The organism is Microbacterium sp. NPDC056052 (assembly GCF_042266785.1).
GTDB lineage: Bacteria > Actinomycetota > Actinomycetes > Actinomycetales > Microbacteriaceae > Microbacterium.
On sequence record NZ_JBHJWV010000005.1, the window covers coordinates 249,691 to 271,232 of the forward strand.

A 21,542-nucleotide genomic window follows, 5' to 3' on the forward strand; every position below is an offset into this window, starting at 1 on the left:
TTCAATTCACGGTATCCTGCCGTCGTGGACGATGACACTGGGATCCTGATCTTCCTCGGCATAGGCGTGCTGGTGCTCATCGGCATCATCGTCTTCGGGGTGCTGAGCTCACGACGCAAACGCGCCGCCACGCGGCACACGTTCACCGTGCGCCAGGCGTCGATCGACGACCAGCCGTTCCTCGAGAGCTCCGACCTCGACGCCTCCGACACGCGCCAGGAGGAGCTGTTCCGGGCCGCGTATCCCCTCGGCGGCAGCCTCGTGCTCGCGTGGACGGGCGCCGACGGCGACCGGATCGAGCAGGAGGTCCATGTCTCGCGGATCGCGCGGAGCCTGCGCGCCGGATGGCCGCAGGCGAAGCTCGGCCTCTCGGTGTACTTCCGGGAGTGGGAGGGCAGCGAGTTCCCCGCGCGCTTCGCGGTGAAGGGGACCGACAAGGTGGCGAACGTCGAGTTCAACGCGACCGGCGTGCGTGCCGTCGACGGCACCGAGGATCTCGTGTGGTCGGCGCCGTGGGAGAAGCTGCTCTTCTCGAACGGAACCGACATCATGCTCTCGGACGGCGCGGGGAAGACGATCCGGGTCGAGCCCCGTGCGGGCGAACCCGAACTGGAGGAGATCCTCATCAAGTACGGCACGATGAAGCAGATGCACTTCTGACGCTTCTGGCGCGGATCGCGGCCCCTCGCGTGTGGGAGCCGCATGGGTTCCCGGCGCAGGGCGTGAGCAAAGCGTGAGGAAGACCCGCTCGCGGTGACGGAGACGGTTCGATCGGATCCGTGCTCGACATCATCTACGTAGCCCTCACGCTCGCCGTGTTCGCCCTCGTCGCGCTGATCGCGAAGGGGGTGGAGAAGCTGTGATCGTTGTGGAGATCGTGGCCGCCGCCCTCGCGGTCGCCGCCATCGGCTACCTCGTGGTGGCCCTCGTCGCCCCGGAGAAGTTCTGATGGGCGCCTCGGACATCTGGCTCGGCGCGCTGCAGGCCGCGACCGTCATCGCCGTCCTCGTGCTGCTGTACCGCCCGCTCGGCGACTACATGGCGCGCATCTACACCGGAGCGAAGGACCTGCGCCTGGAGCGCGGCATCTATCGCCTGATCGGCGTGGACGCCTCCTCCGAGCAGACCTGGCGGGCCTATGCCCGCAGCGTGCTCGCCTTCTCCGTGGTCGGCCTGCTGCTGGTCTACCTGCTGCAGCGCGTGCAGCAGGTCCTGCCGCTCTCGCTCGGCCTGCCCGCAGTGCCGGAGGGGCTGGCGTTCAACACCGCCGCCTCGTTCGTCGCCAACACCAACTGGCAGTCGTACTCGCCCGAGCAGACCATGGGCCACCTGGTGCAGCTCGCCGGCCTCGCCGTGCAGAACTTCACCTCGGCGGCGGTCGGGATCGCGGTCGCGATCGCCCTCGTGCGCGGCTTCGCCCGCCGCAGCAGCGCGACGATCGGCAACTTCTGGGTCGACCTCATCCGCGGCCTGATCCGGCTGCTGCTGCCCCTCGCCATCCTCTCGGCACTCGCGCTCATCGCCGGAGGAGTGGCGCAGAACCTCTCCGGGTTCACCGACGTGCACACGGTGGCGGGAGCGACGCAGTCGATCCCGGGCGGTCCCGTCGCCTCGCAGGAGGCCATCAAGCTCCTCGGCACGAACGGCGGCGGCTTCTACAACGCCAACTCCGCGCACCCGTTCGAGAATCCGGCCGCATGGACGAACCTGCTCGAGATCCTGCTGATCCTGGCGATCCCGTTCGCACTCCCGCGCACGTTCGGACGGATCGTCGGCGACCACCGCCAGGGCTACGCGATCGCCGCCGTGATGGGCACGATCTTCCTGGTCTCCCTCGTCGCGCTGAGCGCCTTCGAGGTGAACGGCCAGGGGGCCGCGCCGCAGCTGGCGGGCGGAGCGATGGAGGGCAAGGAGCAGCGCTTCGGAATCCTCGGATCCACGCTCTTCGGCACCGCGTCGACGCTCACCTCCACGGGCGCCGTGAACTCGATGCACGACTCCTACACGGCCCTCGGCGGCATGATGCCGATGATCAACATGATGCTCGGCGAGGTCGCGCCCGGCGGCGTCGGTTCGGGCCTCTACGGCATGCTCATCCTCGCCGTGATCGCGGTGTTCGTGGGCGGGCTGCTCGTGGGGCGCACCCCCGAGTACCTCGGCAAGCGCCTCGGCCCGCGCGAGATCAAGCTCGCCAGCCTCTACATCCTGGTGACGCCGACCCTCGTGCTCGCCGGCACCGCGCTGAGCTTCGCGATCCCGCCGATCCGCGCCGACGTCGAGAACACCTCGATCCTCAACCCCGGTCCGCACGGGCTCAGCGAGGTGCTGTACGCCTTCACGTCGGCGGCGAACAACAACGGATCCGCCTTCGCCGGCCTCACCGCGAACACCCCCTGGCTGAACACCGCCCTGGGCGTCGCGATGCTGCTCGGCAGGTTCGTCCCGATCGTGTTCGTCCTCGCGCTGGCCGGATCCCTGGCCCAGCAGCAGCACGTGCCGCAGACGGCGGGAACGCTGCCCACGCACCGCCCGCAGTTCGTCGGGCTCCTCATCGCGGTCTCCGTCGTGGTCACCGCTCTCACCTACTTCCCCGTGCTCACGCTCGGGCCGCTCGCAGAAGGACTCGTCCGATGACCATCGTCGACACTCCGCTCACCCACCCGTCGCCGGAGCCCGCTTCCGGGTCGGGATCCGGATCCCCGAAGCGCCCCCCGCGCGCGTTCGGCTGGAACCAGCTCGTGCAGGCGCTCCCCGGCGCGCTGCGCCGGCTCAACCCCGCGACGCTGCTGCGCAACCCCGTGATCCTGCTGGTCTGGGCGGGCGCCGCCCTGACCACGGTTCTCGCGATCGCCGAGCCGTTCCTCGGATCCGGTGCCGCGGAGTCCGGCGGCACGCCCGTGCCGAACGGCTTCACCTGGTCCATCGCGGTCTGGCTCTGGCTCACCGTGCTGTTCGCGAACGTCGCGGAGTCGGTCGCGGAGGGACGCGGCAAGGCGCAGGCCGCCACGCTCCGCAAGACCCGCACCAGCACGATGGCCCGGCGCGTCACGGGCTACGACGCCTCCTCCGATCCGTCGGCGGAGCGCGCGGCGACCGAGGAGGTCTCATCCTCCGACCTGCGCCGCGACGACGTCGTGATCGTGGTCGCCGGCGAGCCGATCCCGGGCGACGGAGACATCATCGCCGGCATCGCGACCGTCGACGAGTCGGCGATCACCGGGGAGAGCGCACCCGTGGTGCGCGAATCGGGCGGCGACCGCAGCGCCGTGACCGGCGGCACGCGCGTGCTGTCGGACCGGATCGTGGTGCGGATCACCTCGAAGCCCGGCGAGACCTTCGTCGACCGCATGATCGCGCTCGTCGAAGGTGCCGACCGACAGCGCACCCCCAACGAGATCGCGCTCAACATCCTGCTCGCGAGCCTGTCGATCGTGTTCCTCGTAGTGGTGCTGGCGCTCAACCCGATCGCGTCGTACTCGGCATCGCCGGTGAGCATCCCCGTGCTGATCGCCCTGCTCGTGTGCCTCATCCCGACCACGATCGGCGCGCTGCTCTCCGCGATCGGCATCGCCGGCATGGACCGGCTCGTGCAGCGCAACGTGCTCGCGATGTCCGGCCGCGCGGTCGAGGCCGCGGGCGACGTCACCACGCTGCTGCTCGACAAGACCGGCACGATCACCTACGGCAACCGTCGCGCCACCGACGTGCGGCCGGTCGCCGGGGTCTCCGCGGAGGAGCTGCTGCACGCCGCCGCACTCTCCTCGCTCGCCGACCCCACACCCGAGGGCGCCTCGATCGTCGAGCTCGCCGCCTCCCGCGGCATCACCGCCACCGCTCCCCGGGGCGCGGAGACCGTGCCGTTCACGGCGCAGACGCGCATGAGCGGGGTGGACCTCGCGGACGGATCCCAGATCCGCAAGGGCGCAGGATCCGCGATCCGCGCCTGGATCGAGGCGGAGGGCCCTTCGGCGGGCGCCGACGAGGCGGCCCGCTTCGCCGACGAGATCGCCGCCTCTGGCGGCACCCCGCTCGTGGTGGCCGTGGCGGCGCCGTCGGAAGGATCCAGGATCCTCGGCGTCGTGCACCTCAAGGACGTCGTCAAGGAGGGCCTGTCCGAGCGCTTCCAGGAGCTGCGCAGCATGGGCATCCGCACCGTGATGATCACGGGCGACAACCCGCTCACGGCGAAGGCGATCGCGGCCGAGGCCGGAGTCGACGACTACCTCGCCGAGGCCACGCCGGAGGACAAGCTCGCCCTCATCCGCCGCGAGCAGGAGGGCGGGCGCCTCGTCGCGATGACCGGAGACGGCACCAACGACGCCCCCGCGCTCGCGCAGGCCGACGTCGGCGTCGCGATGAACACCGGAACTTCGGCCGCCAAGGAGGCCGGGAACATGGTCGACCTCGACTCGGATCCGACCAAGCTCATCGACATCGTGCGCATCGGCAAGCAGCTGCTCATCACCCGCGGCGCGCTCACCACGTTCTCGCTCGCGAACGACATCGCGAAGTACTTCGCGATCATCCCGGCCATGTTCATGGGCGCGTTCCCGGGGCTCGCCGCCCTCAACATCATGCAGTTGCACTCGCCCGCATCCGCAGTCACGAGCGCGATCATCTTCAACGCGATCGTGATCGTCTTCCTCATCCCGCTCGCCCTGCGCGGCGTGACCTACAAGCCCGCGAGCGCCTCGCAGATCCTGCAGCGCAACCTGCTGATCTACGGCGTGGGCGGCGTCATCGCCCCGTTCGTCGGCATCAAGCTCATCGACCTCCTCGTCGCCCTCATCCCCGGCTTCTGATCCTTCGTCTCGCTTCGCTCGCTCAGGAACCGGAATCCCGAACTGATCCACTCGCTCAGGAACCGGATTCCCGAGCTGAAAGGCACACCCCATGTCGAACCTCCGCGGCACCGTCCGCCTCACCGGCGTCGCCGTCCGCGCGATGCTCGTGCTCACCCTCCTCCTCGGCGCCGGCTACGCGCTCGCCCTCACCGGCATCGGCCAGCTCGCGATGCCCTGGCAGTCGAACGGATCCCTCGTCGACGCGAAGGGGAACGCGACCGGCGGCTGGACCGGCGGCGGCGCCCCGGTCGGCAGCGCCCTCGTCGGCCAGTCCTTCACCGACGCGAAGGGCGATGCGCTGCCGCAGTACTTCCAGCCCCGTCCGTCCGCGGCGGGCGAGAAGGGCTACGACCCCACGGCCTCGGGCGGCAGCAACCTCGGACCGAACAATCCCGACCTGGTGAAGGCGATCGCCGAGCGCCGCGCAACGATCGCCGCCCGCGAGAACGTCGCCGAGTCCGCGGTTCCGGTCGACGCGGTCACCGCCTCGGCGTCGGGTCTCGACCCGCACATCAGCCCGGCGTACGCGCTGCTCCAGGTGGACCGGGTCGCCGAGGCGCGCGGCCTGGATGCGTCCGCCGTGCGCGCGCTGGTGGAGTCTAGGATTCAAACGCGCGATGCGGGCTTCCTCGGCGAAGAGCGGGTGAACGTGCTCGCGCTGAACCAGGCCCTCGACGCCCTGCAGCGGTGAGCCGCGGCCACGAGAGGGCACGTGCAGTGAGCGAGGCGATGATGGGCGCGAGGCGCGAGGGCGGATCCGGAGCCCGCGGCCGACTGCGCGTGCTGCTCGGCGCGGCGCCGGGCGTGGGCAAGACCTACGAGATGCTCGGCGAAGGACGCCGCCTGTCCGAGGCCGGGCGCGACGTCGTCATCGGGATCGTGGAGACGCACGGCCGGGAAGCGACGCTCACACAGACCAGGGGCATCGAGCAGGTGGCCCGCAGGGTCGTGTCGCATCGCGGCGTGCAGCTCGACGAGCTCGACGTCGACGCGGTGCTCGCCCGTCGGCCGGAGCTCGCGCTGATCGACGAGATGGCGCACACCAACGCGCCAGGATCCCGCAATGCCAAGCGCTGGCAGGACGTGCAGGAACTGCTGGACGCGGGCATCGACGTCATCACGACCGTGAACGTGCAGCACATCGAGTCGCTCAACGCCGTGGTCGAGAAGATCACCGGCGTCGTCCAGCAGGAGACCGTGCCGGATGCGGTCATCCGCGACGCGGACGAGGTGGAGGTCGTGGATCTCGCCCCGCAGACCCTGCGCGACCGGCTCTCGGCGGGCCAGGTGTATCCGGCCGAGCGGATCGACGCCGCCCTGTCGAACTACTTCCGCCTCGGCAACCTCACCGCCCTCCGCGAGCTGGCGCTGCTGTGGCTGGCCGACGAGGTCGACAGCGCGCTGCGCAGCTACCGCACCCAGCACGGCATCGACAGCGCCTGGCAGGCGCGCGAGCGCGTGGTCGTCGCCCTCACCGGCGGGCCCGAGGGTGAGACGCTGCTGCGCCGTGGCGCGCGGATCGCGGCGCGGTCGGCCGGCGGCGAGCTGCTGGCCGTGCACGTGACCACCCAGGACGGCCTGCGCGGCGACCGTCCAGGCGCGCTGAGCGCCCAGCGCGGTCTCGTCGAATCGCTCGGCGGCAGCTACCACCAGCTCGTGGGCGACGACGTGCCGGGAACCCTGGTCGAGTTCGCGCAGTCCGTCGACGCGAGCCAGCTCGTGATCGGCGTGAGCCGGCGCTCCCGGCTCTCCGCGGCGCTCACGGGGCCCGGCATCGGCGCGGAGATCATCCGCCGCTCGGGCGACATCGACGTGCACATCGTCACGCACGCCGCCGCCGGCGGCCGCGGGCCGCTCCCGTCGATCAGCGGCGGCGCCCTGGGCTGGCGGCGTCAGCTCATCGGGTTCGCCGTCGCTCTGGTCGGCGGACCGCTGCTGTCCTGGCTGCTGTTCACGCTCAAGGCGCCAGGATCCATCACCAGCGACGTGCTCAGCTATCAGCTGCTCGTCGTCGTGGTCGCCCTCATCGGCGGGCTCCGCCCCGCCCTGTTCGCCGCCGTGCTGAGCGGCTTCACCCTCGACTTCCTCTTCGTCGAACCGCTCTTCACGGTGACGATCGCGGATCCGCTGCACGCCCTCGCGCTCGTGCTGTACGTCGTGATCGCGGTGCTCGTGAGCATCGTCGTGGACCAGGCCGCCCGGCGCGCACGCGCCGCCCAGCGCGCGGCAGGAGAGGCCGAACTGCTCGCCGCCGTGGCGGGCAACGTGCTGCGCGGAGACAGCGCCCCCACGGCTCTCGTCGCGCGAGCACGCGAGGCCTTCGGGCTGAGCGGCGTCCGGCTGCTCTCCCCCGACGGCACGGTCATCGCCGCAGACGGGGAGCCGCTCGCCGGCCACATCGACGGGGCGGATCCGGCCGATTCCTCCCCCGGCGGGTCCGCGGCGGCAGGAACGGGGTCGGCCGCGATGACCGGCCCCGAAATGGAGACCGTTCCGGTCGGCGTCGGTCCGGACGGCCGCCCGCGCGCGATCCTCGAGCTGCACGGGGCGGATCTCGACGCCGCGGGCCGCCGCCTGCTCGACGCGATCGTCGCCCAGCTCGCCGCGGCGATCGAGCACACGGATCTGCGCGAGACCGCGAGCCAGGCCGCGGTGCTCGCCGAGACGGACCAGGTGCGCAGCGCTCTGCTCTCCGCGCTCAGCCACGACCTGCGCCGGCCGCTCGCCGCGGCCGTCGCCGCCGTCGGGGGCCTCCGCAGCGCGCACCGCCTGTCCGCGGAGGACCGCGCCGAGCTCGTCGAGACCGCCGACGAGAGCCTCGCCACGCTGTCGCGTCTGGTCACGGATCTGCTCGACGTCAGCCGCGTGCAGGCGGGAGTGCTGGCGGTGTCGCTGGGCAGGGTGGACGCGGGGGGCGGCGTGGTGTCGGCACTCGACGAGCTCTCGCTCGGCCCCGCCGACGTCGAACTCGCCCTGGATCCGGCCCTGCCGGCGCTGCGGGCGGATCCGGTGCTGCTGCAGCGCGTGCTCGTGAACCTGCTCACCAACGCCGTGCGGCACTCGCCCGCTGGGGAGCGCGTGATCGTGTCGACGAGCCGGCTCGGCGAGCGCGCGGAGATCCGCGTCGCCGACCGCGGCGAGGGCATCCCCGAAGACCAGCGCGAGAGCGCGTTCCTGCCGTTCCAGCGGCACGGCGACACCGACAACACGACCGGTCTCGGCCTGGGCCTGGCCCTGTCCCGGGGTTTCGCCGAGGGCATGGGCGGTACGCTGACGGCCGAAGACACCCCCGGCGGCGGCCTCACGATGGTGGTGTCGCTGCCGCTCGAGACGACCCCGGCCGAGGAGGACCCGCGATGAAACTGCTCGTCGCCGACGACGACCCGCAGCTCGTGCGCGCCCTGCGGATCACGCTCGCCGCGCACGGCTACGACGTGATCGCCGCCCCCGACGGCGCCGCCGCGATCGCGATGGCCGCGCAGGCGCACCCCGACATCGTGCTGCTCGACCTCGGCATGCCCAAGCTCGACGGGATCGCCGTGATCGAGGCGCTGCGCGGCTGGAGCGATGTGCCGATCCTGGTCGTGTCGGGACGGACCGGATCCGCGGACAAGGTCGAGGCGCTCGACGCGGGTGCCGACGACTACGTCACGAAACCGTTCCAGGTCGACGAGCTGCTCGCGCGGCTGCGCGCCCTCGCCCGCCGTCGCGGCGGGGCGCCCGCGGAGTCGTCCGTCGCGTTCGGCGAGGTCGAGGTGGATCTGGCGGCCAAGGCCGTGACGCGCGGCGGATCCCGCGTGCACCTCACACCGACGGAGTGGCAGATCCTCGAGCACCTGGCCCGGCATCCCGGCGCGCTCGTGACGCGGCAAGAGCTGCTGCGCGAGATCTGGGGCACCGAGCAGATCACGGACACCGGCTACCTGCGGCTGTACCTCTCGCAGCTGCGCAAGAAGCTCGAGCGCACTCCCAGCGCCCCCGAGCACCTGCTCACCGAGCAGGGCATGGGCTACCGCCTGGTGCTGGACCCGGCCTGACCTCCCTTCCCGCGGTCGTTGAGCGCCCTTCGTCTCGTCGCTGCGCTCCTCGCTCAGGGACCGATCATCGGTTCCTGAGCGAGCGCAGCGAGACGCCCTTCGTCTCGTCGCTGCGCTCCTCGCTCAGGGACCGGACCGAGGGCAGCCCGGGCTCAGACGTCGCGGGAGCGCCAGAGGAGCCAGACGAAGTAGGGGGCGCCGAGCACGGCGACCACGAGACCTGCGGGCAGCTGGGCGGGGGCGATGACCGTGCGGCCCACCGCATCCGCGAGGCCCACCAGCACCGCCCCCAGCAGCACCGCGACCGGGACCACGCGCGCATGCCGCCCGCCGACCAGGGCGCGCGCGGCATGCGGGGCGACCAGGCCGACGAAGCCGACGACGCCGACCGCCACCACGCTGAACGCCGCGAGCAGCGCCGCGACCGCGAGGATCAGCAGGCGGGAGCGCTCGAGCTTCACGCCGAGCACGCGCGGCGTGTCCTCGTCGAGCGCGAGCAGGTCGAGCTCGCGGCGGCGCAGCAGCACCACGGGCAGCGCGATCAGCAGCACGACGGCCAGTGGCACCACCTGATCCCAGATCCGGCCGTACGTCGTGCCGCTCAGCCAGGTGTAGATCTTCGGGGTGTCGAACGGGTTCGCGCGCAGCAGCACGAACGACGTGAGCGCGACCGCCGCCGACGAGACGCCGATCCCGATGAGGATGAACCGATCCGCGCTGAGCCCGCCGCGCCAGGACAGCAGGTAGACGAGGGCGAACGCCGCGATCGCGCCGACCACCGCCGCCACGAGCATGCCGAACGTCGAGGCCGCAGCGCTCGTCACCACGAGCACCGCCCCGAGCCCGGCGCCGCCGGTAATGCCGAGGAGGCCCGGATCCGCCAGAGGGTTGCGGCTCACGGCCTGGGTGAGGCATCCGGCGAGCGCGAGGGCCGCGCCCGCCGTGACCGCGGCGATCACCCGCGGTGCCCGCTCGTCCAGCGCGAACGCGATCTGCGCAGGCGCCTGCCCCTGCAGCCAGAGCAGCACGTCCCCGGTGAGCAGCGGCGTCGCGCCCAGCAGCAGACCGGCGATCACGACGATGACCACCAGCACGGCCGAGACCGCGAGCACGAGCCGGAAGCGCAGCGGCCCCCGCACCCCGAACCGGATCGACGGCGGGCGCCGCGTGGGCCCGGAATCGCGCAGCCTCCGCGCCATCACCACGAGCACGACGGATCCGAGCACGGTGGTCGCCACCCCCGTGGGCACGGCCATCGCGCCCTCGGCGCCGATGACGAGTCGCAGCAGGGCGTCGGCGAGGATCACCACGAGCGCGCCGATGAGACCGGATGCCGGCAGCAGCAGGGCGTGCCGGCCGAGTCCCGGCACGATCCGGACGAGCAGGCGTGCGAGCACGGGCGCGCACAGCCCGACGAAGCCGAGCGGCCCCGCGAGGGTGACGGCGGTCGCGGTCAGCAGCACCGAGAGCAGGATCCCGAGGATGCGCGTGGAGCGGATCCGCACGCCGAGGGACGCGGCCAGATCGTCGCCGAGCGCGAGCACGTCGAGGCGGCGGGCGAGGAGCAGGGCCAGCAGGCCGGCGATCACGACGACCGGGGCCGCCCGCAGGAACGCCTCGAGACCGAGCTGCGACAGGCTGCCGCTCCCCCACGCGAGCAGCCCCTTGGTCTGCTCGCTGAACAGGATCAGCAGCGCCGAGGTCGCGGCCTGGAACGCGAGGGCCAGAGCGGATCCAGCCAGCACGAGCCGGGTCGTCGAGGATCCGGCCCCTCCCGCGAGTCCGAGCACGATCGCCGCGGCCACGAGCCCGCCGGCGAACGCGACGATCCCCGACGCCCAGAACGGGATCGAGATCCCGAAGGCGGCGACCGCGGTGATCGCGAGGTACGCGCCCGCCGTCACCCCGAGGGTGTCGGGGGACGCGAGGGCGTTGCGGGCCAGCGACTGCATGAGCAGGCCGGCCACGCCGAGCGCGACACCGACCGCGATGCCCGCCGCGAGCCGGGGCAGGCGCGCTCCGAGCAGGATGTCCGGATCGGCCCAGCCCGCCCCGCTCGTCCCCTGGGCGAGGTGCCAGCCCGCGGCGGCGACGAGCGCGAGCAGGAGGAGGAGCAGCACCCCGACGGCGCCGAGGCGCGCGCGGACGCCGGTGCTCTCGCGGACGCCGGTGCTCTCGCGCCGCCTCCGGTTCACCGGGTGAACGCGGCGACGTACGCGTCGGCGATCTTCTCGGCCGAGCGGGGTCCGCCGAAGGTCCAGATGCCGGTCGGGAACGCGTGGATCCGCTTCTCGGCGACCGCGGGGATCGAGGCCCAGGCCGGGTTCTTCTCGGCCGCCGTGATGAAGCTGTCGCTGTCGGGGTCGTCGGTGCCGGTGTGCAGCAGCGTCGCGGATCCGACGGTCGTCATGCCCTCGATGTCGGTGCTGCCGAGCCCGTACGCGGGGTCGGTCTCGCCCTTCCACACGTTCGTGAGGCCCAGCTCGCCGCCGATCGCGCCGATGAGCGACCCGGTGCCGAACGGCCGCAGCGACACGGTGCCGCCGTCGACCCAGCCGTCGAAGTAGACGAAGTCGGTGCTCTCGGGCTTCGCGGCGGCGAGGGCCTTCTTCGCCTCCTCGAGGTGGTTCTTCATCTCGGTCGCGACGACCTCGGCGCGCTCGGTGCGGCCCGTGGCCTGCGCGATCAGGTCGAAGGTCGCGAGCAGCTGCTTCACGGGGTCCTTCGCGTCGGCGCCGATCGTCACGAGCACGGGCACGCCGTACTTCTCGAGCTGGCCGATGATCGCGTCGTCGCGGGTCTGCGCTTCGACGACGACGAGGTCGGGCTTGGTCTGGAACAGCGCATCGAGGTTGGGCTCCTGACGGGTGCCGACGTCCTTGACGCCTTCGGGCAGCGTCTCCGCCTTGTCCCACTGGCGGTAGCCGGCGGCATCCGCGACGGCGACCGGCGTCACGCACAGCGAAAGCGCATCCTCGACCTGCTGCCACTCCAGCACGGCGACGCGCTCGGCGGGCTTGTCGAGCTTCACGGTGCGGCCGATGGCATCGGTCACGCTGACCGGGCCGGTGGCGGTGGCGGTGGTGTCCTTGGCGCACTCCGCGCTCGCGGCGGGTGCGGCGCTGCCGGTGGGCGCGGCGACGGAGGTCGTTCCGCAGCCGGCGAGGGCGAGAGTGGTCGCCGCGAGCAGCGAGAGGACGACGAGGGGCTTGCGCATGGTTCTCCAGGGTCGGTGGGTGGGGATATCAGGGAGTTGTCGGGACCGGCGGACCCGGCCGGCCGCGGTCAGGCGAGCTGCGGTTCGTGCACCGGACGGCGGGCGGCATGCCTGCCTCGGGGGATCACGCGCACCCGGCCGTCGTCGTCGAGGGCGGTGTCGATGCGCAGCCCGTAGGCGGCGGAGAGGTTCTCGCCGGTGAGCACCTCGGCGGGAGTGCCGTCTGCGCGCACGCGACCGTCGTGCAGGAGCACGACGCGGTCGGCCACCGCGGCGGCGTGGTCGAGGTCATGCAGCACGACGCCCAGGGCCGTGCCCGCGTCGGCGAGATCGCGGATGAGGTCGAGCGTCTCGATCTGGTAGCGAAGGTCGAGGTGGTTGGTCGGCTCGTCGAGCAGCAGGATCGGCGTGGTCTGCGCGAGCGCAGTGGCCAGCCACACGCGCTGCAGCTCCCCTCCCGAGAGCTCGTCCACGGGACGCGCGCCCATCGAGCCAAGGCCGGTGAGGGCGAGCGCCCTGTCGATGGCCGCGCGGTCCTCATCGCGCAGGCCCGCGAACCGTCCGCGATGGGGGTGCCGGCCGAAGGCGACGACGTCGCGCACCTCCAGCCCCGAGGGATGCGGACGCGACTGCGACAGCATCGCCACGGTGCGCGCGAACTCCTTGGCATCGAGCGCCGCGGCGTCGCGGTCGGCGCCGGCGGCATCGATGCGCACGGATCCGGCGTGGATGCGGTGCAGCCGCGCGATGGCCCGCAGCGCGGTGGACTTGCCGCTGCCGTTCGGGCCGATGAGGACCGTGACGGATCCGGGTCGGAGCGTGAGCGCGACGTCGTGTACGACGGGCGTGCGGCCGTAGTGCAGCGCCAAGCCCTCGGCCACGAGCCCGGCCGACGGGAAGGAGCCGGAGGAATCCCGATTCGTCATGTTAGGGGAGCCTAACCTATCCTGGTGAGCGTGTCACATCATCCCTACCGGACCTACCGCACCACCGTCGCGCGTCGCGAGCAGTTGTCGCCGAACTTCCTGCGCATGACGCTGACCGGCCCCGACCTCGTGCATTTCGGCACGGCGGGCCTCGATCAGCGGATCAAGCTCGTGCTGCCGCTGCCCGACGGATCCTTCACCGACGTCGGCCAGTTCGACGAATCGGTCGGCATGATGGAGTGGTATCGCCGGTGGCGAGAACTCCCCGATGAGACCCGCAATCCGATCCGCACGTACACGATCCGCGCCGTACGCCCGGAGTCCCGGGAGATCGACGTCGACTTCGTGCTGCACGGCACGGAGGGCCCCGCGTCCGCCTGGGCCTCCGCCGCAGGCCCCGGTGCTCCGCTGGTCGTGATCGGTCCCGATGCGCGCGCGGACGAGACCGGCGGGCTGGAGTGGAACCCGGGAGATGCTGGGTCCGTGCTCATCGCGGGAGACGAGACCGCGGTGCCGGCGATCTGCGCGATCGTCGAGTCGCTCCCCGCGCACGTGACCGGATCCGTCTACATCGAGGTGCCCACCGAGGCCGATGCACTGCCTCTCACGGCGCCCGAGGGCGTCGCGGTCCGGTGGCTGGCGCGCGGAAGCGCGGCGCACGGGCTGCGGCTGAGCGCCGCGGTGCACGCCTGGGGCGAGACGCGGGTCGCCGAGACGATCGCCTCCGCCGGCGACGCACCCGCGACGGAGCTCGCGGATCCGGACGAGGACGAGGTGCTCTGGGAGGTGCCGGAGTCGTCGGTCGGATCCTGCTACGCGTGGCTCGCGGGCGAGGCGAGCACGATCACCGCGCTGCGCCGCCATCTCGTGCGCGGCCTCGGCATCGACCGGCGCTCCGTGGCCTTCATGGGATACTGGCGCCGAGGACGGGCCGAGGCCGCCTGAGGGCGGCACAAGGTTCCGGTCGACACGCCGCACCGCCCCGCGCAGAGAGCACCCACCGGGCGAGCACGCCGCCGGTCGGCACGAGCATCCCGCCGCGATCGCGACGTCCGATTCCCGCCAGACCCGAGACGGCGACACGACGACGCTGAAGTCATGGCCGCTCCATCGCGCTCCGCGCTTCTCACCGCATCGGCATATCTCGCGCTCGCGCTCACGTGGGGATCGAGCTTCCTGCTGATGAAGGTCTCGCTCGACTCCTTCACTCCCGCGCAGATCGCGACCGGCCGCATCCTGATCGGCGCACTCACCCTCGGTGCGCTCATGACGTTCACGCGGCGCAGCTGGCCGCGGGAGCCGCGGATCTGGGGCCACATGACGGTCGTCGCCGTGTTCCTGTGCGTCGCGCCGTTCCTGCTCTTCGCCTGGGCGGAGACCCTGCTGCCCTCGGGGATCGCCGCCGTCATCAACGCGACCACCCCGATCTGGACCGCGATCGCGACGGCGCTCACGGTGCGCGGGGTTGCCCTGCACCCCGGCCAGATCGCGGGCGTCGTGCTGGGCTTCTGCGGCGTCGCCCTCGCGATGGGAGCCTGGCAGGTGGTGAGCGATCCGGCGTTCCTCGCCTCGGTCCCCGCGCAGCTGGCGTGCCTCGGAGCGACCGCCTCGTACGGGATCGCCTTCACGTGGATGCAGCGCTTCGTGACGGGCCGGCACTGTCACGATGCCCTGTCGATCGCCGCGGTGCAGCTGACCGCGGCCGCGGCGGTCGGGATCCTCCTCGCGCCGTTCCTCGCACTGGAACCGATCCGCGGCGGACTCGCGCCCGCGCCGACGCTGGCACTCGCGACGCTCGGCGTGCTCGGCACCGGGCTGGCCTACATCTGGAACACCCGGGTGCTCTCGGCCTGGGGCGCCGTCGCCGCCGCGAGCGTCACCTACCTCACCCCGCTCGTCGGCATCGCGCTGGGCGTGATCCTGCTCGCCGAGCCGCTCACCTGGTACGAGCCCGCAGGGGCTCTGATGATCATCCTCAGCGTGCTTCTCGTGCAGCGCCGGTTCGACGGGCTGCTCCTCGTCCGCGGGCGCCGGCAGCGGGAAGCCACCGCCGTGTGACCGCACCATCACGTCGGCACGGCCTGCCCCCGCGTCAGCCGCCGACGCCCATGCTGCGCTGGATGAGGCGGTCGAACGCGCGCGCGGGCAGGATCCGGTGCGCGAAGACCAGGGGTTTTGCACCGAAGCCGATGCGGTAGCGGGCACGGGGCCGGCCGGCCGTCGCCGCCTTCGCGATCGCGCGGGCGACGACCTCCGGCGCGGACGTCATCCTGGCGCCCGGCAGCGAGCTGTTGCCGAGGGCGGTCGCGACCGCCTCCGCCTGCGCCCGATACGGGCCCCGGCCGGAGGTCTCCCGCACGTTGGCCGCGGCGATCGCACCCCACTCGGTGCGGATGGATCCGGGCTCGACGACGACCACGTCGATGCCGAACGGAGCCAGCTCCATGCGCAGGGCGTCGCTGAGCGCCTCAACCGCGTACTTGCTCGCGTGGTACCACGCACCCAGCGGGGTCGTGAAGTTGCCGCCCATCGACGAGATGTTGATGATCGTGCCGCTGCGCTGCCGACGCAGCTGCGGCAGCACCAGCTGCGCCATCCGGGCGAGGCCGAGCACGTTCACGTCGAGCTGCGCCTGCGCCTCCGAGAGCGGCACGTCCTCGAGCGCGCCGTACGATCCGTACCCCGCGTTGTTCACGAGCACGTCGATGCGCCCCTGTTCCGCGAGGATCTGCGCGATCGCAGCCTGCGCCGAGTCGTCGTCCGTCACGTCCAGGGCGACCGTGTGCACCCCGGCGTCCCGCAGCCCCGCCATCCGGTCCACGCGCCGAGCCGCCGCGTAGACCGTGAAGCCCGCGTCCTTCAGATGACGCGCGGCGGACTCTCCGATGCCGGAGGAGGCCCCCGTGACGAGTGCGACCTTCGTGACCATGGTGATCTTCCCCTGTTCTTCGCATCCGAGTTCTTTATCGGACCAATGGTCTTTAATATAAGGAACCATCGGTTCCTTGTCAAGAGACCGCCAGTCTGTAGAATCGGAGGGTGACCACGTTCCAGCGCGCACGCAGCGAAGAGCAGCGGGAGATCCGCCGCCGCGCGATCCTCGACACCGCCGCCGCGATGCTCGCCGAGATGCCGCTGACCGAGCTCAGTCTCAACGAGCTCAGCCGCCGCGTGGGTCTGGCGAAGTCCAACGTGCTGCGGTACTTCGAGTCGCGCGAGGCGATCCTGCTGGACCTTCTCGCCCAGCTCGCCCGGGATCTGTACGTCGAGGTGAGCGAGGGGATCCCCGCCGCGATCGATCCCGGGGCCGACATCCGGCAGCGCGTCGCGAGCACTGCCGAGGCCCTCGCCACCGCATTCGCCCGGCACGGGATGCTCTGCGAGCTGCTCGGCGCACAGGCCGGCGTGCTGGAGCACAACGTCTCGGCCGAGACCATCGCGCGGTACAAGCGGGACGTCTACGAATCACTCGGCCGGTTCAGCGCGCTGGTCCGTCAGGTCGTCCCGGAACTGACCACGGCACAGGCGGAAGAGGCCGCACGGGCGATCCTGATCGCCGTCGGCGCGTATTGGACGTATGCGCATCCGCCCCAGGCCGTCCTCGACGCGTACGCCCTCGACGCGTCGCTCGTGTTCCTCCCGGAGCAGTTCCAGGGATCCCTCTCCCGCGTCATCGACGTGCTGATCCTCGGAGTGCTCGCAGCCTAGGCCGCGGTTCGCCGGTTCAACGGCGCGAGGCCGGTTCAGCGGGCGCGCTGGGCGACGGCGGCCTCGGTGCGGCTGGAGACGCCGAGCTTGCGCAGGATCGCGGAGACGTGCACACTCGCGGTCTTCCCGCTGATGAACAGCCGCTCGCCGATCTGCCGGTTGCTGAGCCCCTCCGCGATGAGGTCGAGCACCTGCTGCTCGCGCGCGGTGAGCTCCACGCCCTCCGCGGCATGCGCCGCACGCGATCCCGCGCGATGGAGGCCTGCCGCCTCGATGAACTCCGCGGTACGGCGGCGCAGCCGGTCGTGGCCGAGCGCCTCCGCGGACGCGGCGGCCTCGGCCGCCATGTCGATCGCCGATGCCCTGTCGCCGTCCGCGACGAACACCCGCGCCCGTTCCAGGCGCACGAGCGGGCGGAACACGGCGGGTACGTCATCGCCATCGGCGACCACGATCGCCGCGTCGAGGCGCGCTCCGTCCGCATCCAGCACAGCGGTCAGCACGGCCGCCCAGTGCGGATGCTGCAGCTCGGCGGGCAGCGAGGACCATGCGGTGCGCACGATCTCGGCGGTCTCCTCGGCGAGCGCGGCGTGGCCGTCGGCACGCAGATCCGCGACGACCCGGCCGCCCTCGAGCAGGATCCGCCCCCGCAGCGCGAGCCGCCGCCCCGGATCCTCGATCGTCTCGCGCAGCCCCGCCGCGGCGCGCACCGGATCCCCGAGGCCGAGTGCGATGAGGATCTCCACGTCGTGCAGCGAGTACCAGACCTGTCGTTCGACATCGGCGACGGCCTCGGCGGTCGCGCGCCATTCGCGCAGCAGCTGGGTGGCCTCATCCATGCCGCCGCGCCAGACGAGCGTGCGGATCCGCGACATCGTCGAGTACATGCGGAACACCTGCAGCGTGCGCATGGTCAGGTCCCGCGCCGTTCCCTCCTCGGCGCGCGCGATCTCACCGAGCTCGATGAGCGGCTCGACCATGTTGTGCGACAGGATCGACCCGGTGGCCCGCTCGACGCCCAGCTGGCGGGAGTGCGCGACCCCGGCCTCGGCCACCTCGACCGCCTCGCGGAAACGGCCGATCATGTTCAGCGTGTCGGCGTAGTTGACCCGGTAGCGCAGCTGCGCGTCGTGGTCAGTCGCATGCTGCCAGGACAGCCGGAAGTCATCGAGCCCCGCCGCGACCTGGCCCAGGTGCACGCGGGCGCAGCCGCGCAGGTTCGCCGCGACCGACATCGCGCCGTCGAAGCCGATCCGCTCGGCGGCCCGGTACGCCTCGTCCGCGGTGCTGACCGCCTGCTCCAGCTGTCCTCCCACGAGGTGGCGCCCTGCCAGGTAGCCGAGCAGCGTCGTGCGCAGCCGCTCCTCGCCCTCGCGCCCCTCGATGACCGCAAGCGCTTCGGTCAGCAGCTCGACGGATCCGTGCCGGCCGAGGTTCTGCAGGTAGAGGGCCTTGTCGCGCAGCAGCCTGGCATGCACGGCCGGTTCGACCTCCGCGGGGTCGATCTCCTGGAGCGCGAGCGAGACGACCGTGAGCGCCCGCTCGCCGTCACCGCCGTTGCGCAGGATCGAGCCGAACTGCGCGAGCAGCGGGATCCGCCCGATGCCGGCGACCTCCTGCGCATCGGGCACCTGGTCCCACAGCTCGAGAGCGAGCTCGCCGAAGCGCGCGGAGGTGGAGAAGGCGTAGCTGTTCTTGGCCTGCAGCATCGCGGTGACGGCGGCGGCGAGCGCGCGCGGCGAATCGTGCGACTGATGCCAGTGGAAGGCGAGGGCGGACGCGGATCCGCCCGAGGCCTCGAGCGCATCGGCGTAGGCCCAGTGCAGGCGGGCGCGCTCGCCCGGCAGCAGGTCGTCGTGCACGGCCTCGCGCAGCAGCGCGTGCCGGAAGCCGTATCCGGAGTCGCCGCGCACCGCGAGCACACCCGTCGCCATCGCCTCGCGGAGGGCGTCGTCGAGGCGCTCGCCGTCGAAGCCCGCGAGCGTGGTGAGCAGGTCGTGCGAGATCGGATCGTCGGATCCGGACGCCAACCGCACGATGCGCTTCGCGTCGTCGCCGAGCGCGTCGAAGCGCGCGAGCAGCACGTCGCGCAGGGTGTCGGGCATGGGGCCCTGCACGTTGCAGAGCAGCTCCTCGATGAAGAACGGCACGCCCTCGCTGCGCTCCATGAGACGCGCGAGCCCCGCATCGTCGACCGTGCCGCGCAGGCGCTGCACCAGGTCGCGCACCTCGATCGCGTCGAGCCGCTTCAGGGTGACCCTGTCGAGCAGCCGGGCGCGCTCCGCCTCGGCGAAGAAGGTGCGCACCTCTCCCCCGCGGCGCACCTCGTCGATGCGGCAGGTGAGCAGGAACAGGACGGGACGGCCTGCGAGGGCGCGGAGCAGGAAGGAGAGCATCGCGAGCGTCGCCGCGTCGGCCCAGTGCAGGTCTTCGATCACGACCACCACGGGGCGGGTGGCGGCGGCCGCTTCGAGCAGGTTCGCGATCGTCTCGCGCAGCCCCTCCGGACGGATCGCGGACCGGTCGACCGGCCCGGTCGCACGCTCGGGGAGCAGCAGCTGCAGGGCGTCCCGACCAGGGCCCGCGGCCTCATCGGCGCGGTCGCCGAGCTCGTCGAGCACTCCGCGCAGGATCGCCGGGAGCGGGCCGAAGGGGGCCGGCGTGGATCCGTAGTCGAGACACCAGCCCGTCAGCACGGTGGCCTCACCCGCCACGCGGCGACGGAACTCTGCCGTCAGCCGGGACTTGCCGATACCGGCCTCGCCACCCACGAGCACGGAGGCGGACTCGCCGGCACCGGCACGGCGCAGGGCGTCGTCCAGGAGCGCGAGTTCGGCATCGCGCCCGACCATGGCGGCCGACGTGGTGGCGAGGGACATGTCTTCATCGTGCCACCAGCCACGGACATCGGGCGCCGGAACGGGCGCGGCGCCGCTCTCGGCAGAACCGGAGGAGTCCGCGCCGGACGCGGAAGAGCCTCCCGGCAGCAGCGGATCCTGGATCGGATCCGTCGTCGGGAGGCTCTCGCTCTCGGGCGCGTCCTGTGCCGCCGCGGGGGCGGACGTCGCGGTGTCGGGCGCCGAGGCCGACGCCGGGCCACTCATGCGGCGTGCGAACCGCAGCCGACCAGCTCGCTCGCGCGGGCATCGTCCTCCGTCTGGGCGGACGCGGCGGGCACGAGCTCGGCGATCGGGGCCGCAGCCTCGGGCGCGGCGATCGGGGTGGCAGGCGCGGGCACAGCGATCGGGGCTGCTTCGGTCGGGGCGGCTTCGGTCGGGGCGGCTTCGGTCGCTGCGATCACACTCACGCGGTTCGCCGACGCCGGCTCGGCGGGCACGGCGGCTGCCCGGGCTGACACGGGGGCAGGTGCAGCCTCGGCACGGCGAGCACGCAGACGCCCCAGCATGCGACGCAGGAACCCGTCGCGGCGCACGATCATGTCGGCATGCTCTGCGGCCATCCTTGCGCGCTCGGCACGGATCGCGGCCTGCTCGATCTCCAGCGTGGTGATGCGGTAGTTCATCGCGTAGTTCAGTTCCATGATGTCTCCTTCTCCGGTACTCATACGCTCGTCGCTAAGGCCCCCTCCCCCCATCGGGCAGATGCCTTAACTTCCGCCCCCGGTACCTCAGATCCACAGATCCGCGAGACTGCAACTGGGCGACGAGACAGCGCCGCAGGCGTGCAGTCTCGTCGCCCAGATGGAGTCTCGCGGTCAGAAGGGCGAGCCCGCCGCGCACAGGGAGCCGGACTACCGTGGGAGCATGCGCCCGCTCGCCGCCCTCCGTGCCGCCCGACGCGCGCCGCTGCTGCAGGTCGCGAAGTCGGCGGCGGCCACGATCGCGGCCTGGCTGGTCGCGGGCTGGCTCGTTCCGGGGCACCTGCCCGTGTTCGCGGCGATCGCCGCGCTGCTCGTGGTGCAGCCCAGCGTGAACCAGTCGTTCGCGAAGGCCGTGGAGCGCAGCATCGGGGTGATCGCCGGCGTCGTGATCGCCGTGCTGCTGAGCCTCGCGCTCGGCGGGCTCAGCTGGGTCGTGCTGCTCGCGATCGTGGTGGCGATGGTCGTGGCCTGGTCGTTCAAAGCCACGCCGGGCACCGCGAACCAGGTCGCGATCTCGGCCATGCTCGTGCTCGCCCTCGGCTCCGCGAGTCCCGACTACGCAGTGGACCGGATCCTGGAGACCCTGATCGGTGCGGCGATCGGCTTCGTGGTGAACGTCGTCGTCGTGCCGCCCGTGCTGGTCGCTCCGGGGCAGCGCGACCTGGCACTCCTCGGCGGGGAGCTCGCCGGGACCCTCGACCGCCTGGGCGACGCGATCGCCGTGGAGCAGAGCCCTGCACGGCTTGAGGAGCTCATGCTCGAAGCCCGGCTGCTGCGCCCGATGAAGGACGCCGCCGACGCGTCGGTGACCGCCGGGGAGGAGTCGCTCACGCTGAACCCGCGCGGCTCGCGCCACCGCGCAGAGCTCGCCGCGACGCGCGCGCTGCTGGAGCGCCTCGGCCCGATCGTGACGCAGGTGATCGGCATGACCCGCGCGTATGTGGACCAGTACGACGACGCGCTCCCCGCGGAGCCGTCGGTCGCCCCGATCGCCGAGCAGCTGCACCGCGCGGGCCACGACGTGCGCCTCGCCGTCCAGCTGGCCGAGGTGGATCCCGAACCGGAGGCGCTGACCTCCGCGATCCCGGCACTCACCTCGCCGCTGGACATCCGCCCGCCCTCGTCACGCCATTGGGTGCTGATCGGATCCCTCACGGAGGACCTGCGCCGCATCCGCGCAGGCCTGCGCGACGAGGACTGAACAGAGAG

Annotated in this window: 17 protein-coding genes; 11 read left to right on the plus strand and 6 right to left on the minus strand. The window is 72.1% G+C overall.

What is annotated here, in order from left to right; translation table 11 throughout:
* Positions 1-24 precede the first annotated feature (24 nt).
* From ACFC1J_RS11845 to ACFC1J_RS11875, 7 genes are all read left to right on the plus strand, one after another.
* Positions 25-660 (plus strand): hypothetical protein, encoded by a 636-nt coding sequence (locus tag ACFC1J_RS11845; RefSeq protein WP_375905920.1) that lies wholly within the window; start codon positions 25-27, stop codon positions 658-660.
* A 199-nt stretch (positions 661-859) separates the two neighbouring features.
* Positions 860-949 carry a potassium-transporting ATPase subunit F gene (locus tag ACFC1J_RS11850; protein ID WP_375905923.1) on the plus strand — a complete coding sequence of 30 codons (90 nt, stop codon included), beginning with the start codon at positions 860-862 and terminating at the stop codon, positions 947-949.
* Positions 949-2,634 carry a potassium-transporting ATPase subunit KdpA gene (kdpA, locus tag ACFC1J_RS11855; protein ID WP_375905926.1) on the plus strand — a complete coding sequence of 562 codons (1,686 nt, stop codon included), beginning with the start codon at positions 949-951 and terminating at the stop codon, positions 2,632-2,634. Before ACFC1J_RS11850 ends, kdpA begins: the two co-directional genes overlap by 1 nt.
* Positions 2,631-4,802, plus strand: a complete 2,172-nt coding sequence (gene kdpB, locus ACFC1J_RS11860; RefSeq protein WP_375905929.1) for a potassium-transporting ATPase subunit KdpB — start codon at positions 2,631-2,633, stop codon at positions 4,800-4,802. The genes kdpA and kdpB overlap by 4 nt, the downstream gene beginning before the upstream one ends.
* 91 nt (positions 4,803-4,893) lie before the next feature.
* Positions 4,894-5,535, plus strand: coding sequence for a potassium-transporting ATPase subunit KdpC (gene kdpC, locus ACFC1J_RS11865; RefSeq protein WP_375905932.1), 642 nt, complete (start codon positions 4,894-4,896; stop codon positions 5,533-5,535).
* A 41-nt stretch (positions 5,536-5,576) separates the two neighbouring features.
* On the plus strand, positions 5,577-8,204 hold the full coding sequence (locus ACFC1J_RS11870; RefSeq protein ID WP_375906214.1) for an ATP-binding protein: 2,628 nt from the start codon (positions 5,577-5,579) through the stop codon (positions 8,202-8,204).
* The gene (locus ACFC1J_RS11875) at positions 8,201-8,881 is read left to right on the plus strand and encodes a response regulator (protein WP_105688964.1); all 681 of its coding nucleotides are present in this window, start codon (positions 8,201-8,203) and stop codon (positions 8,879-8,881) included. Before ACFC1J_RS11870 ends, ACFC1J_RS11875 begins: the two co-directional genes overlap by 4 nt.
* A 152-nt stretch (positions 8,882-9,033) precedes the next feature.
* On the opposite strand, the gene ACFC1J_RS11880 is transcribed toward ACFC1J_RS11875, so the two are convergent.
* The 3 genes from ACFC1J_RS11880 to ACFC1J_RS11890 form a co-directional block, all read right to left on the minus strand.
* Positions 9,034-11,076, minus strand: coding sequence for an iron ABC transporter permease (locus ACFC1J_RS11880; RefSeq protein WP_375905937.1), 2,043 nt, complete (start codon positions 11,074-11,076; stop codon positions 9,034-9,036).
* On the minus strand, positions 11,073-12,098 hold the full coding sequence (locus ACFC1J_RS11885) for an iron-siderophore ABC transporter substrate-binding protein (RefSeq protein ID WP_375905940.1): 1,026 nt from the start codon (positions 12,096-12,098) through the stop codon (positions 11,073-11,075). The genes ACFC1J_RS11880 and ACFC1J_RS11885 overlap by 4 nt, the downstream gene beginning before the upstream one ends.
* 68 nt (positions 12,099-12,166) lie before the next feature.
* Positions 12,167-13,024, minus strand: coding sequence for an ABC transporter ATP-binding protein (locus ACFC1J_RS11890; RefSeq protein WP_375905943.1), 858 nt, complete (start codon positions 13,022-13,024; stop codon positions 12,167-12,169).
* A 30-nt stretch (positions 13,025-13,054) separates the two neighbouring features.
* Between ACFC1J_RS11890 and ACFC1J_RS11895 the strand changes: the two genes are divergently transcribed.
* A complete protein-coding gene (locus tag ACFC1J_RS11895; protein WP_375905946.1) occupies positions 13,055-13,969 on the plus strand; it encodes a siderophore-interacting protein in 915 nt (304 codons plus the stop codon).
* A 153-nt stretch (positions 13,970-14,122) separates the two neighbouring features.
* Complete coding sequence (locus ACFC1J_RS11900; protein ID WP_375905949.1) at positions 14,123-15,082, plus strand: DMT family transporter; 960 nt, start codon at positions 14,123-14,125, stop codon at positions 15,080-15,082.
* Between the two features lie 34 nt (positions 15,083-15,116).
* Here ACFC1J_RS11900 and ACFC1J_RS11905 read toward each other — a convergent pair whose 3' ends face one another.
* Positions 15,117-15,953, minus strand: a complete 837-nt coding sequence (locus tag ACFC1J_RS11905) for an oxidoreductase (RefSeq protein WP_375905952.1) — start codon at positions 15,951-15,953, stop codon at positions 15,117-15,119.
* Positions 15,954-16,063: 110 nt separating this feature from the next.
* On the opposite strand from ACFC1J_RS11905, the gene ACFC1J_RS11910 reads away from it, so the two are divergent.
* Entirely contained in the window at positions 16,064-16,732 is a 669-nt protein-coding gene (locus ACFC1J_RS11910; RefSeq protein WP_375905955.1) for a TetR family transcriptional regulator, read from the plus strand.
* 35 nt (positions 16,733-16,767) lie between these two features.
* Here ACFC1J_RS11910 and ACFC1J_RS11915 read toward each other — a convergent pair whose 3' ends face one another.
* The gene (locus ACFC1J_RS11915) at positions 16,768-19,836 is read right to left on the minus strand and encodes an AAA family ATPase (protein WP_375905957.1); all 3,069 of its coding nucleotides are present in this window, start codon (positions 19,834-19,836) and stop codon (positions 16,768-16,770) included.
* A complete protein-coding gene (locus tag ACFC1J_RS11920; RefSeq protein ID WP_375905960.1) occupies positions 19,833-20,273 on the minus strand; it encodes a hypothetical protein in 441 nt (146 codons plus the stop codon). Before ACFC1J_RS11920 ends, ACFC1J_RS11915 begins: the two co-directional genes overlap by 4 nt.
* 223 nt (positions 20,274-20,496) lie before the next feature.
* Between ACFC1J_RS11920 and ACFC1J_RS11925 the strand changes: the two genes are divergently transcribed.
* Entirely contained in the window at positions 20,497-21,534 is a 1,038-nt protein-coding gene (locus ACFC1J_RS11925; RefSeq protein WP_375905963.1) for an aromatic acid exporter family protein, read from the plus strand.
* The last annotated feature ends 8 nt before the right edge of the window (positions 21,535-21,542 follow it).

Coding starts and splice junctions, on each gene's coding strand:
- kdpA (WP_375905926.1), top strand. CDS start 949: ATGGGCGCCTCGGACATCTGGCTCGGCGCGCTGCAGGCCGCGACCGTC.
- kdpB (WP_375905929.1), top strand. CDS start 2,631: ATGACCATCGTCGACACTCCGCTCACCCACCCGTCGCCGGAGCCCGCT.
- kdpC (WP_375905932.1), top strand. CDS start 4,894: ATGTCGAACCTCCGCGGCACCGTCCGCCTCACCGGCGTCGCCGTCCGC.
- ACFC1J_RS11870 (WP_375906214.1), top strand. CDS start 5,577: ATGGGCGCGAGGCGCGAGGGCGGATCCGGAGCCCGCGGCCGACTGCGC.
- ACFC1J_RS11875 (WP_105688964.1), top strand. CDS start 8,201: ATGAAACTGCTCGTCGCCGACGACGACCCGCAGCTCGTGCGCGCCCTG.
- ACFC1J_RS11885 (WP_375905940.1), bottom strand. CDS start 12,098: ATGCGCAAGCCCCTCGTCGTCCTCTCGCTGCTCGCGGCGACCACTCTC.
- ACFC1J_RS11890 (WP_375905943.1), bottom strand. CDS start 13,024: ATGACGAATCGGGATTCCTCCGGCTCCTTCCCGTCGGCCGGGCTCGTG.
- ACFC1J_RS11900 (WP_375905949.1), top strand. CDS start 14,123: ATGGCCGCTCCATCGCGCTCCGCGCTTCTCACCGCATCGGCATATCTC.
- ACFC1J_RS11905 (WP_375905952.1), bottom strand. CDS start 15,953: ATGGTCACGAAGGTCGCACTCGTCACGGGGGCCTCCTCCGGCATCGGA.
- ACFC1J_RS11915 (WP_375905957.1), bottom strand. CDS start 19,836: ATGAGTGGCCCGGCGTCGGCCTCGGCGCCCGACACCGCGACGTCCGCC.
- ACFC1J_RS11920 (WP_375905960.1), bottom strand. CDS start 20,273: ATGGAACTGAACTACGCGATGAACTACCGCATCACCACGCTGGAGATC.
- ACFC1J_RS11925 (WP_375905963.1), top strand. CDS start 20,497: ATGCGCCCGCTCGCCGCCCTCCGTGCCGCCCGACGCGCGCCGCTGCTG.